This is a genomic window from Pseudomonas sp. NPDC088414 (assembly GCF_044753325.1).
GTDB lineage: Bacteria > Pseudomonadota > Gammaproteobacteria > Pseudomonadales > Pseudomonadaceae > Aquipseudomonas.
In genome coordinates, this window is record NZ_JBIVMY010000025.1 from 897 (window position 1) to 13960 (window position 13064).

Below are 13064 nucleotides of genomic sequence, written 5' to 3' on the forward strand. Positions count from 1 at the left end.
CAGCTACCATAGGGCGACGCATGCTGTACCTCGTCGGTCAAAGTGGGCGCAGATGTTACCCAACACAATCATGGCTGGCAAGCCGAATCAGGCAGAAACTTCACTTACCAGTTTTGCCAGTTCCTCGGCATAGGTACGAACCTGAGCTTCATCCTCACCTTCGACCATCACGCGCACCAAAGGCTCTGTGCCGGACTTGCGCAAAAGTACCCGGCCACGCCCGGCCATTGCCTGGGTGACACGCGCACTGGCTTCCTTGACAGCCGGATGCTCAAGCGGACTTTCACCGCCCCCAAAACGCACATTGATCAGTACCTGAGGGCACTTGCGCAAGGCCTGACGCGTTTGCGCCAACCCTTCGTTTCGGGTTTTAAGCGCCATCAGCACCTGCAGCGCTGCAATGATCGCATCACCCGTGGTGGTGTGATTGAAGCAGACGATATGCCCCGAGTTCTCACCACCGACCAGCCAGTTACGCTCGAGCAGCTCGGCAATCACGTAACGGTCGCCTACGTTGGCGCGAATGAACGGAATCGAGAGTTCTGCCAGAGCGAGCTCCAGACCGAGGTTACTCATCAGCGTGCCGACTACGCCGCCCTGCAATTTGCCCCGCCCGTGCAGATCGCGCGCGATGATGAACAACAACTCGTCGCCATCAACGATGGCGCCCGTATGATCAACCATCAGCACCCGATCACCGTCACCGTCAAAGGCGATACCCAGATCAGCATGCTCAGCGAGAACGGCAGCTTGCAGCTGACCCATATGGGTCGAACCGCAATTATCATTGATGTTCAGACCATTGGGTTGAGCCGAGAGCACGACCACTTCCGCACCCAACTCACGAAAGACACTCGGAGCAACCTTGTAGGTCGCACCGTGTGCACAGTCGATAACGATCTTCAAACCGGAAAAACTGGTACCGGTCGGCACGCTGCTTTTGCAGAATTCAATGTAGCGACCGGAAGCGTCGTTGATGCGCGACACCTTGCCGATCTTGCTCGACTCGACCACTGTCATCGGGGTATCGAGCAGCTCTTCAATCATCAGCTCCAGCTCATCAGGCAGCTTGGTGCCTTTGCCGGAGAAGAACTTGATGCCGTTATCGTCATGCGGATTGTGCGAGGCACTGATCACGATCCCGGCTTCGGCCTGGAACGTGCGCGCCAGATAGGCAATCGCCGGCGTCGGCATCGGACCGAGCAACATCACATCGGCGCCCGCCGATGTCAGGCCTGCTTCAAGCGCCGATTCGAACATGTAGCCAGAGATGCGCGTGTCCTTGCCGACCAGCACCTTGCAGGCGCCCATCTTGCGAAAGGCCATACCCGCCGCCCAGCCGAGCTTGAGCATGAAGTCAGGAGTGATCGGATATTCACCGACACGGCCACGAATACCGTCAGTACCAAAGTATTTCTTGCTCATAAGTGCTCCATCATTCTTATTCGGCTGATTCCACGGCTGCGAGCATGCGCACCACGTCTACCGTTTCCGCCACATCATGGACACGCAAGATACGTGCGCCTTTAACCGATGCCAATGCCGCCAGTGCGAGACCGCCGTGCAGACGCTCGCCCACTGGACGATTCAGCGCCTGGCCAATCATGCTTTTGCGTGAGACACCGACCAATAGCGGACGCCCCAGCGCGTGCAGGGCTTCCATATGCTTGAACAAGCTTAGATTGTGCTGCAGGGTTTTGGCGAAGCCGAAACCGGGATCAAGAATGATCCGCTCGGCAGGAATGCCCGCCGCCGCACATTGAGCCATTCGTTCCGCCAGAAACTCACCCACTTCCCGGGTAACGTCCTGATAATGCGGATTGTCCTGCATGTCACCCGGCTCACCGAGCATGTGCATCAGACAGACCGGCAACCCGGTCGCGGCTGCGGCATCCAGCGCGCCATCGCGGCGCAGCGAACGCACATCATTGATCAACCCGGCACCCAGGCGCGCCGTTTCACGCATCACCGCAGGTGTCGAAGTATCAACCGAGATGGCCACATCCAGCTCGCGATTGATGAGCTCCACGATCGGAGCTACGCGCTCCAACTCCTCCAGCGGTGAGACCGCCCGCGCGCCAGGCCGGGTCGATTCGCCACCGACGTCGATCAACGTCGCGCCTGCAACCACCATGGCTTCGGCGTGACGCAAGGCCACGTCGAGCTGGTTGTACCGGCCGCCGTCGGAAAAAGAGTCGGGAGTGACATTGAGAATGCCCATGACATGCGTCCGGGCCAAATCAAGAACCCGGTTGCCGCAAGGCAACCGGGTCAGGGACTGTGCAGAAGTCATTTCAAACCTTAAACGTCAGCAGCCGGACCGCCGATCGGTGTTTCCGGACGCTCATCCTGAATCACTGGAGGCGGAGGCGTACCCGTGCCACCTGTCCAGTCACGCGGTTCGCGAGGCGTACGACCCGCCATGATGTCGTCGATCTGCTCGGCATCAATGGTTTCGTACTTCATCAGCGCATCGGCCATCGCATCCAGCTTGTCACGGTTGTCCGTGAGGATCTGCTTGGCGGTGCCGTAGCACTGATCGATGATGCTGCGCACCTCGGAGTCGATCAGTTTGGCCGTCTCACCGGAGAAGCTTGCGGCCTGACCGCCACCGCCGCGACCGAGGAACACTTCACCCTCTTCTTCGGCGTACATCAGCGGACCGAGTTTTTCCGACAGCCCCCACTTGGTCACCATGTTCCGCGCAATCTGACTGGCACGCATGATGTCGTTGGAAGCACCGGTGGTCACACCGTCGAAACCAAGGGTCATTTCTTCGGCGATACGGCCACCGTACAGCGAGCAGATCTGACTGATCAACGCACGTTTGGACAGACTGTAGCGATCCTCTTCCGGCAGGAACATGGTCACACCCAGCGCACGACCACGAGGAATGATCGAGACCTTGTAGACCGGATCATGCTCAGGTACGACGCGACCGACGATAGCGTGACCGGCCTCGTGATAAGCGGTGTTCTGCTTCTCTTTCTCGGACATGACCATGGATTTGCGCTCGGCGCCCATCATGATCTTGTCTTTTGCCAGCTCGAATTCTTTCATTTCGACGATGCGCTTGCCGCTGCGTGCAGCGAACAGCGACGCTTCGTTGACCAGGTTGGCCAGATCAGCACCGGAGAAGCCAGGAGTACCACGCGCGATAACGGCAGGAGCCACGTCATCACCCATTGGCACTTTGCGCATGTGGACCTTGAGGATCTGCTCGCGACCACGGATATCCGGCAAACCTACAACAACCTGGCGGTCGAAACGGCCCGGACGCAACAGCGCAGGGTCGAGTACGTCAGGACGGTTAGTGGCAGCGATCACGATGATGCCGTCATTCATTTCGAAGCCGTCCATCTCCACCAGCAACTGGTTGAGAGTCTGTTCACGCTCGTCGTGACCGCCGCCCATGCCGGCGCCACGATGGCGACCGACGGCGTCGATTTCGTCGATGAAGATGATGCACGGCGCGTGCTTCTTGGCCTGCTCGAACATGTCGCGAACGCGGCTTGCACCAACACCCACGAACATTTCAACGAAGTCGGAACCGGAAATAGTGAAGAACGGTACCTTCGCTTCGCCGGCAATCGCCTTGGCCAGCAAGGTTTTACCGGTACCCGGAGGACCGACCATCAATACGCCGCGAGGAATACGACCACCCAGGCGCTGGAACTTGCCCGGATCACGCAGGAACTCAACCAGCTCGCCGACTTCTTCCTTGGCTTCGTCGCAACCGGCAACGTCAGCCAGAGTGGTTTTCACCTGATCTTCGGACAGCAGACGCGCCTTGCTTTTGCCAAAGCTCATCGGCCCGCCCTTGCCGCCGGCACCGCCCTGCATCTGGCGCATGAAGAACATGAACACCGCGATGATCACCAGGATCGGGAAGCTGGCCACCAGGAGTTGAGTCCAGATGCTTTGCTGCTCAGGTTGCTTGCCTTCGACCACAACATGGTTGTCGACCAGGTCGCCGATCAGGCCATTGTCCTGGATCGCCGGACGAATGGTCTTGAAGCTGTCGCCATCATTGCGCTTGCCGGTAATTACATAGCCGTCAACGGCTACGCGCTCGACCTTGCCATCCTTGACCTGCTGGATGAAGTCGGAATAGTTGAGGGTCTGCGGCTCGTTAGGGCTGGAGAAGTTGTTCATCACCGTCACGAGGACTGCCGCGATGATCAACCACAGGATCAGATTCTTTGCCATATCGTTCAATAAACTACCCTCTGAAGCAAGCTCCGCTACTGGCGCGCGCTTCGCATGATATTCACCGGCCTAACTTACTACATTACCTACAACTCTGGCAGGCGCCGTCTGTAACCCTTTGTGAAACACTTTCTACACAATATTCGCTTATGCACGCGGGGCAAAATACGAAAAACCTATCGCCCCGGCAAAAAACCTCGTTTTACTCGTTACCACCGCGGTAACCCCAAGCCAGCATATATTGCTCGCGGGAGCTGCCTCGGGAAGAATCCGGCTTGATCATCTGGATCTTGTCGAATTTCTTGCGAGCATCCTTCAGGTAGACATCAAACCCTTCACCCTGAAAAATCTTGATCACGAAATTGCCACCCGGTTTGAGTATCCGCTCCGCCAGATCAAGCGCCAGCTCACAAAGGAACATGGCTTTGGGCATGTCCACTTCAGGCGTACCACTCATATTGGGGGCCATATCGGAAATCACAAGGTCAACCTGCGAATTACCCACCGCTTCAAGGATCCGCGCGAGCACTTCGTCCTCGGTGAAGTCACCCTGGATGAAAGTCACGTCCGGGATGCTGTCCATTTCCAGGATGTCCGAGGCGATCAGACGCCCCTGGCCTCCGATCAGCCGACTGGTGACCTGCGACCAGCCGCCGGGCGCCGCGCCCAGATCGACAACGCTCATGCCGGAACGGATCAGCTTGTATTTCTCCTGGATCTCCAGAAGCTTGTAACTCGCACGCGAGCGGTAGCCATCCTTCTGCGCCTGCTTCACATAAGGATCGTTGACATGTCGTTTCAGCCAACCAAGGCTTGTCTTGGAACGCGCCATTGGGCACCTCGATGATAAGGGTCGTGATTAATTGGGCGGATCCACGAACCCTCGGGTAAAATGGCCGCCATTTTACAGAATCCAGACGAAAGGGTCAGATTATGCCGCTCACTCCAGAGCAGAAGAAACAGTACAAATCCATTGGCCACCACCTGAAGCCGGTTTTGACGGTGGCGGACAACGGTCTGACTGAAGGTGTATTAGCCGAACTCGAACGCGCACTGGCGGATCACGAGCTGATCAAGATCAAGCTCAATATCCTCGATCGCGAGTCGCGCCTGGCGCACATTGCAGAACTGTGCAAGGTCGGCAAAGCGGACCTGGTGCAGGTCATCGGCAAGATGGCACTGGTTTACCGCAAGAACTTCAGCGTCAACAAGCAGCTGTCGAACGTTCATCGCTTCAAGTGATGACAAGGGTCAAGGGTGTGCTTCGCGCACCCTGCCACTCCATCCCGGCAGCGGTTGCAACACCAGCACCAGACCGGAAAAGCCCAGCACCAGAAAACTGAATTCCTGCCAGCGCTGCGCTTGCGGCCAGCCGACATGCACGGCGACAAACATCGCACACGCAAACAACGCCATCAGCAACACCTGCCCGCGAAAATCCCGCCATAGACTGGCAAGGCCATCGGCCTGTACCAGCACCAAAGCCTGAAAAATCACGCATGCGGCGGCAAAACCCACCACCGGCATTTCGAACGCATCGGCAATCTCATCGATCAGCAACGGGGCCAGGCCAATCTTGCCCAACACCGGTCGCAAACCGAGATGAATCAACCAGTAGCCGCCAACCCACAACATCTGGGTCAGCTGCCAAAGCATGGCGCCCGCACGTAGCGGGCGCCTGCCTTCAGATGTGACGGACTTCGACAATCTCGTACTCGATAACGCCACTCGGCGTTTTCACGGCAACCACATCACCCTCTTCCTTGCCGATCAAGGCACGGGCCAAAGGCGAGCCGACCGAAATCTTGCCGAGTTTGAAGTCAGCCTCATCCTCACCCACGATGTGGTAAGTGACGCTCTCATCAGTCTCGACGTTGGCGATTTCGACGGTGGTACCGAAGATCACTTTGCCGGTGTGCGGGATAGTCGTGACATCGATGATGACCTGATTCTGGATCCGGCCTTCGATGTCACGAATCCGCGCCTCGACCATGCCTTGCTGTTCGCGGGCGGCATGGTATTCAGCGTTTTCCTTCAGGTCACCCAACTCGCGAGCCGTACCGATATCCTGGCTGAGCTTCGGACGAACGACCTTGGTCAGGTGAGCGTGTTCTTCTTCCAGGGCTTTCGCGCCCTGGACGGTCATTGGGTATTTGATCATGCCTTCAATCCTGCGTGTAGATCCTGCAAGCGGCGTACGGTCTTCTCGGGACCGAACTTCAGAGCTTCACAGATAGCCTCGCCCGCAGCAATGGTGGTGGTGCAGTAGATCTTGTGCTGCAGGGCATTACGACGAATGGAGTAGGAATCAGCGATCGACTGACGGCCTTCGGTGGTGTTGATGATCAGGGTGACTTCGTCATTCTTGATCATGTCGACCACGTGCGGACGACCCTCGGTCACCTTGTTCACACGACGCACTTTCAGGCCTGCGGCTTCGATCAGCTTGGCAGTGCCGGCAGTCGCGACCACTTCGAAGCCCAAGTTGATCAGATCACGGGCCACGCCTGCAACCAGCGGCTTGTCGTCGTCACGCACGCTGATGAACGCGGTGCCGCCGGTCGGCAGCACTTCGCTCGCGCCCATCTGGGCCTTGGCGAACGCTTCACCGAAGGTGTCGCCGACGCCCATCACTTCACCGGTGGACTTCATCTCTGGGCCGAGGATCGGGTCAACGCCAGGGAATTTGGCGAACGGGAACACCGCCTCCTTCACGCTGTAGAAGTTCGGGATGATTTCCTTGGTGAAGCCAATTTCCTTCAGAGTCTTACCGGCCATCACGCGAGCAGCGATCATCGCCAGAGAGACACCGATGCACTTGGACACGAACGGTACGGTACGCGAAGCGCGCGGGTTGACTTCGATGACGTAGATGTCTTCGCCCTGCAGCGCCAGTTGCACGTTCATCAGGCCGACAACGCCCAGTTCCAGGGCCATTTTCTTGACCTGTTCGCGCATCTCGTCCTGGATGTGTGCCGGCAGCGAGTACGGCGGCAGCGAGCACGCGGAGTCACCGGAGTGAACGCCCGCTTGTTCGATGTGCTGCATGATCGCGCCGATCACCACGTTTTTACCGTCGCAGACCGCATCCACGTCCATTTCGATGGCGCAGTTGAGGAAGTGGTCGAGCAGCACCGGGCTGTCGTTGGACACTTGCACCGCATCACGCAGGTAGCGCTTGAGTTCGTCTTCCTTGTAAACGATTTCCATCGCGCGGCCGCCCAATACGTAGGACGGGCGCACCACCAGCGGATAACCGATTTTCGCGGCAGCGCGAACGGCTTCGTCTTCGCTGCGCACGGTGGCGTTTGGCGGCTGACGCAGGTTCAGGCGCTCAACCATTTGCTGGAAGCGCTCACGGTCTTCGGCACGGTCGATGGCATCAGGACTGGTACCGATGATCGGCACGCCAGCGGCTTCCAGGGCACGCGCCAGTTTCAGCGGAGTCTGGCCGCCGTACTGGACGATCACGCCTTTCGGCTTCTCGACGCGGCAGATTTCCAGCACGTCTTCCAGGGTTACCGGCTCGAAGTACAGACGGTCGGACGTGTCGTAGTCGGTGGAAACGGTTTCCGGGTTGCAGTTGACCATGATGGTTTCGTAGCCGTCTTCGCGCAGTGCGAGGGCGGCATGTACGCAGCAGTAGTCGAACTCGATGCCCTGGCCGATACGGTTCGGACCGCCACCCAGAATCATGATCTTGTCGCGACCGGACGGCGCGGCTTCGCACTCTTCCTCGTACGTCGAGTACAGGTAAGCGGTGTCGGTGGCGAACTCGGCGGCGCAGGTATCAACGCGCTTGTAGACCGGGAACACTTCCAGTTTTTGACGATGAGTACGCAGGTTCTTCTCGGTCACACCCAGCAGTTTGGCCAGACGCTGATCGGAGAAGCCTTTGCGCTTGAGCTTGAACATCAGGTCGCGGTCGATGGCGGACAGACCGAGGGTCTTGACCTTCTCTTCGTCCTTGATCAGATCTTCGATCTGCACCAGGAACCACGGATCGATCATGTTCATGCCGAAGATGTCTTCGACGGTCATGCCGGCGCGGAATGCGTCCGCCACGTACCAGATACGCTCGGCGCCCGGCACGGTCAGCTCGCGCTTGAGGATGCTCATGCTTTCCGGATTGCTCAGGTCGAGCTTCTCGTCCAGACCGCAAACGCCGACTTCCAGACCGCGCAGGGCTTTCTGCAGGGATTCCTGGAAGGTGCGGCCGATGGCCATGACTTCACCGACCGACTTCATTTGAGTGGTCAGACGGGCGTCAGCGTTGGCGAATTTCTCAAAGGCGAAACGTGGCAGCTTGGTCACGACGTAGTCGATCGACGGTTCGAAGGACGCAGGAGTCTTGCCGCCGGTGATGTCGTTCGACAGTTCGTCGAGGGTGTAGCCCACAGCCAGCTTGGCCGCGACCTTGGCGATCGGGAAACCGGTGGCTTTCGAAGCCAGTGCCGAAGAACGCGACACACGCGGGTTCATCTCGATCACGACCATGCGGCCGGTGTCCGGGCAGATACCGAACTGCACGTTGGAACCGCCGGTCTCGACGCCGATCTCGCGCAGTACCGCCAGCGAGGCGTTACGCAGGATCTGGTATTCCTTGTCGGTCAGGGTCTGTGCCGGAGCAACGGTGATCGAGTCACCGGTGTGCACGCCCATCGGATCGAAGTTCTCGATCGAGCAGACGATGATGCAGTTGTCCTTTTTGTCACGGACAACTTCCATCTCATATTCTTTCCAGCCGATCAGCGACTCGTCGATCAGCAGTTCCTTGGTCGGCGACAGGTCCAGACCGCGGGCGCAGATTTCTTCGAACTCTTCACGGTTATACGCGATACCGCCACCGGTGCCGCCCATGGTGAAGGACGGACGGATGATGCACGGGAAGCCCAGACGCTCAAGGACGGCGTTGGCTTCTTCCATGCTGTGGGCGATACCGGAACGCGGGCATTCCAGGCCGATGGATTTCATGGCCTTGTCGAAACGCGAACGGTCTTCAGCCTTGTCGATGGTGTCGGCATTGGCGCCGATCATTTCCACGCCGAATTTTTCCAGAACGCCTTCGCGCTCCAGGTCCAGGGCGCAGTTCAGTGCAGTCTGGCCGCCCATGGTTGGCAGCACCGCATCCGGACGCTCTTTTTCGATGATCTTGGCCACGGTCTGCCACTTGATCGGCTCGATGTACGTGGCGTCGGCCATGTCCGGGTCGGTCATGATGGTGGCCGGGTTGGAGTTCACCAGGATGACGAGGTAACCCTCTTCGCGCAGGGCTTTGCAGGCCTGGGCGCCGGAGTAGTCGAATTCGCAGGCCTGGCCGATAACGATCGGGCCAGCGCCGAGAATCAGGATGCTTTTAATGTCTGTACGTTTTGGCATGGGTTTGTCACTCAAATCCGCAGGTCAGTCGGCAAGCCGTCTTGATCGATTTCTGAAGCCCTGAGGGGCGCCACCGATGTCGGGGCCGCCCTCGAGGGCTTCTCGCTACAGTCTCAAGGCGAACGCTTAGCGTCGCTTGGCCATCTCGTTGATGAAGCGGTCGAACAGGGGCGCCACATCGTTCGGCCCCGGGCTCGCTTCAGGGTGGCCCTGGAAGCTGAACGCGCTCTTGTCGGTGCGCTCGATGCCTTGCAGGGTGCCGTCGAACAGCGATTTGTGGATCGCACGCACATTGGCCGGCAGGGTCGCTTCGTCAACTGCAAAACCGTGGTTCTGGCTGGTGATCATCACGACGCCAGTGTCCAGATCCTGTACCGGGTGGTTGGCACCGTGGTGGCCGTGGCCCATTTTCAGGGTCTTGGCGCCAGAGGCCAGAGCCAGCAGCTGGTGACCGAGGCAGATGCCGAAGACCGGAATTTCGGTTTCCAGCACTTCCTTGATCGCCTTGATCGCGTAGTCGCAAGGCTCCGGATCACCAGGGCCGTTGGACAGGAACACGCCGTCCGGCTTGAGCGCCAGTACGTCGGCCGCCGGGGTTTGTGCCGGCACCACGGTGACGCGGCAGCCGCGCTCGACCAGCATGCGCAGGATGTTCAGTTTGACGCCGTAGTCGTAGGCAACCACGTGGTATGGCAGCTCGGACGCTTCGATGGTCGCGTGGCTATCGGTCTTCAAGTCCCAGACAGTCGAGCGCCATTCGTACTTTTCCTTGGTGCTGACGACTTTGGCCAGATCCATGCCCTTCAGGCCTGGGAAGCCTTGCGCCGCGGCGATGGCCGCCTCTTCGGAGATGTTGTCGCCGGCCATGATGCAGCCGTTCTGAGCGCCTTTTTCACGCAGGATGCGAGTCAGGCGACGGGTGTCGATACCGGCGATTGCCACAACGTTGTTGGCTTTCAGGTAGTCGGACAGGGACATCGTGTTACGCCAGTTGCTCGCTACCAGCGGCAGGTCACGGATAACCAGACCAGCGGACCATACGCGGTCGGACTCGGCATCTTCCGGCGTGGTGCCGGTGTTGCCGATGTGCGGATAAGTCAGGGTAACGATCTGTTGGGCGTAGGAAGGATCGGTAAGGATTTCCTGATAGCCGGTCATTGCGGTGTTGAACACCACCTCACCAACGGTTTGACCGTCGGCTCCAATGGCTTCGCCGCGAAAAATGCTGCCATCAGCAAGGGCGAGTATGGCTGGCTTAGTCAAGAAGACCTCCCGTAAATAACGCATGAAAGGGCAATCGCAGGTTGTAAAAAAGCGGAGTGACGTATGGACACGTCACCCCGCTTCTTCACTGAATTATTCTGCGCGCTTTTAGTGGACACACTAAAGCTGTAGCTTACAGAAAAAGGCTTTTTTGGTCCACCGCTAAAGAGCCTAAAAGGCCGGAGAATGCGACAGGCCGTCGCGCGGTGTAGAAAAACCAGCGCAAACCGGGCGTTTGCGCTGGGTGAAACAGTCAATCAATGCAGGTCGAGCACATCCTGCATGTCATACAGACCCGGCTCGCGAGCATCCAGCCACAACGCCGCACGCACCGCACCCTTGGCGAATGTCATGCGACTGGAAGCCTTATGCGTGATCTCCAGACGCTCACCTTCGCAGGCAAACAGCACGGTGTGATCACCGACCACATCACCGCCGCGAACGGTGGCGAAACCGATGGTTTCCCGCTCGCGCGCACCGGTGTGGCCTTCACGGCCATAGACCGCGACTTTCTGCAGATCACGATCCAGCGCATCGGCGATCACCTCACCCATGCGCAGCGCCGTGCCCGAAGGCGCATCAATCTTGTGCCGGTGATGCGCTTCGATGATTTCGATGTCGGCATCATCGCCCAGCACCCGGGCGGTCATTTCGAGCAGCTTCAGCGACAGATTGACCCCGACACTGAAGTTGGCCGCGAACACGATCGGAATATCCTTGCCCGCCTCGGCCAGCAGCTGCTTCTGCGCAGCGTCGAGCCCGGTGGTGCCGATGACCATGGCCTTGCCGGCCTTGCGACAGAAGGCGAGGTTTTTCAGCATCACTTCCGGCAGGGTGAAATCGATCAGCACATCGAACTCTTCAGCCACCGACTCAAGATTGCCGGACAATGGCACGCCGATGCGACCCAGCGAAGCCAGCTCACCGGCATCCACCCCGATCAGCGTACTGCCGGGACGAACGATCGCCGCGGTCAGGCCGGTCAACGGCGCGCGCTGCTGCACGGCCTCGACCAGAATCTTGCCCATGCGCCCGGCGGCGCCCATCACAGCTATACGTCGCATGCCGACTCCTTACAGATCGCCGAATAAGCGCTTCACACCATCGAACCAACCGGTGGTTTTTGGCGAATGGCTGTTGTCATCCGCCAGCGAGCTGCGGAACTCTTCGAGCAATTCGCGCTGACGACGGTTCAGATTGACCGGGGTCTCGACCGCTACACGGCACATCAAGTCGCCCGCACCACCGCCCCGCACCGGCGCCACGCCTTTGCCGCGTACGCGGAACTGCTTGCCGGTCTGGGTGCCTTCAGGGATTTTCAGTTTGACGCGACCGTCGAGGGTCGGGATTTCCAGTTCGCCGCCGAGCGCCGCATCAACGAAGCTGATCGGCACTTCGCAGAACAGGTGTTTGCCATCGCGCTGGAATATGTCGTGCTCGCGCACGTTGATCACCACGTACAGGTCGCCAGTCGGGCCACCTTGAGTACCCGCTTCGCCTTCGCCGGACAGACGAATGCGGTCGCCGGTATCAACGCCTGCCGGCACTTTGACCGACAGGGTCTTGTACTCTTCAACGCGACCGTCGCCGTGGCAGGAATCGCACGGATCGGAAATGATCTTGCCCTGGCCATGGCAACGCGGACAGGTCTGCTGCACCGAAAAGAAGCCTTGCTGCATGCGCACCTGACCGATGCCGCCGCAGGTCGGGCAGGTCGAGGGCGACGAGCCTTTCTTCGCGCCGGAACCATCGCATGGCTTGCAATTGACCAGTGTCGGAACGCGGATATTCACGGTAGTGCCGCGCACCGCTTCTTCCAGATTCAGCTCCAGGGTGTAGCGCAGATCGCTGCCACGCTGGGCGCCGCCACGGGAACCGCCGCGACCGCCACCGAAGAAGTCACTGAAGACATCGCCAAAGATGTCCGAGAAATTCTGCCCGCCGAAACCGGCGCCACCGCCACCCATGCTTGGGTCGACGCCAGCATGACCGTACTGGTCGTACGCCGCGCGCTTGCTCGAATCGGACAATACTTCGTAGGCCTCGTTGGCCTCTTTGAACAGTTCTTCCGACGCTTTGTCATCGGGATTACGATCCGGGTGATGCTTCATCGCCAGACGACGATAGGCCTTCTTCAGGTCTGCATCGCTTGAACCACGCTCAACACCCAATACTTCGTAATAGTCACGCTTTGCCATAATTCTTTTGCACTC

11 protein-coding genes are annotated in these 13064 nt (G+C 59.0%); 1 reads left to right on the plus strand and 10 read right to left on the minus strand.

What is annotated here, in order from left to right; all coding sequences use genetic code 11:
- Positions 1 to 87: 87 nt before the first annotated feature.
- From glmM to rlmE, 4 genes are all read right to left on the minus strand, one after another.
- On the minus strand, positions 88 to 1425 hold the full coding sequence (glmM, locus tag ACIP8I_RS19595) for a phosphoglucosamine mutase (RefSeq protein WP_400763159.1): 1338 nt from the start codon (positions 1423 to 1425) through the stop codon (positions 88 to 90).
- Positions 1426 to 1441: 16 nt separating this feature from the next.
- Positions 1442 to 2293: a dihydropteroate synthase gene (gene folP / locus ACIP8I_RS19600; protein WP_400763161.1), complete on the minus strand. Its 852-nt coding sequence runs from the start codon at positions 2291 to 2293 to the stop codon at positions 1442 to 1444.
- A gap of 8 nt (positions 2294 to 2301) precedes the next feature.
- Positions 2302 to 4209: an ATP-dependent zinc metalloprotease FtsH gene (gene ftsH / locus ACIP8I_RS19605; RefSeq protein WP_045122149.1), complete on the minus strand. Its 1908-nt coding sequence runs from the start codon at positions 4207 to 4209 to the stop codon at positions 2302 to 2304.
- 202 nt (positions 4210 to 4411) lie between these two features.
- A complete protein-coding gene (gene rlmE / locus ACIP8I_RS19610) occupies positions 4412 to 5041 on the minus strand; it encodes a 23S rRNA (uridine(2552)-2'-O)-methyltransferase RlmE (protein WP_003221536.1) in 630 nt (209 codons plus the stop codon).
- A 101-nt stretch (positions 5042 to 5142) separates the two neighbouring features.
- Between rlmE and ACIP8I_RS19615 the strand changes: the two genes are divergently transcribed.
- Positions 5143 to 5451, plus strand: coding sequence for a YhbY family RNA-binding protein (locus ACIP8I_RS19615; protein ID WP_003221534.1), 309 nt, complete (start codon positions 5143 to 5145; stop codon positions 5449 to 5451).
- Positions 5452 to 5460: 9 nt separating this feature from the next.
- Here the strand turns inward: ACIP8I_RS19615 and ACIP8I_RS19620 are convergent, their stop codons facing one another.
- From ACIP8I_RS19620 to dnaJ, 6 genes are all read right to left on the minus strand, one after another.
- A complete protein-coding gene (locus ACIP8I_RS19620) occupies positions 5461 to 5865 on the minus strand; it encodes an MFS transporter (RefSeq protein ID WP_400763164.1) in 405 nt (134 codons plus the stop codon).
- Positions 5866 to 5893: 28 nt separating this feature from the next.
- Positions 5894 to 6370 carry a transcription elongation factor GreA gene (gene greA / locus ACIP8I_RS19625; protein ID WP_003221530.1) on the minus strand — a complete coding sequence of 159 codons (477 nt, stop codon included), beginning with the start codon at positions 6368 to 6370 and terminating at the stop codon, positions 5894 to 5896.
- Positions 6367 to 9588 (minus strand): carbamoyl-phosphate synthase large subunit, encoded by a 3222-nt coding sequence (carB, locus tag ACIP8I_RS19630; protein WP_400763166.1) that lies wholly within the window; start codon positions 9586 to 9588, stop codon positions 6367 to 6369. The genes greA and carB overlap by 4 nt, the downstream gene beginning before the upstream one ends.
- 126 nt (positions 9589 to 9714) lie before the next feature.
- A complete protein-coding gene (gene carA / locus ACIP8I_RS19635) occupies positions 9715 to 10851 on the minus strand; it encodes a glutamine-hydrolyzing carbamoyl-phosphate synthase small subunit (RefSeq protein WP_027610776.1) in 1137 nt (378 codons plus the stop codon).
- A 257-nt stretch (positions 10852 to 11108) separates the two neighbouring features.
- Positions 11109 to 11915 carry a 4-hydroxy-tetrahydrodipicolinate reductase gene (dapB, locus tag ACIP8I_RS19640; protein WP_108591473.1) on the minus strand — a complete coding sequence of 269 codons (807 nt, stop codon included), beginning with the start codon at positions 11913 to 11915 and terminating at the stop codon, positions 11109 to 11111.
- 9 nt (positions 11916 to 11924) lie between these two features.
- Positions 11925 to 13049, minus strand: coding sequence for a molecular chaperone DnaJ (gene dnaJ, locus ACIP8I_RS19645; RefSeq protein ID WP_400763169.1), 1125 nt, complete (start codon positions 13047 to 13049; stop codon positions 11925 to 11927).
- Positions 13050 to 13064: the final 15 nt, after the last annotated feature.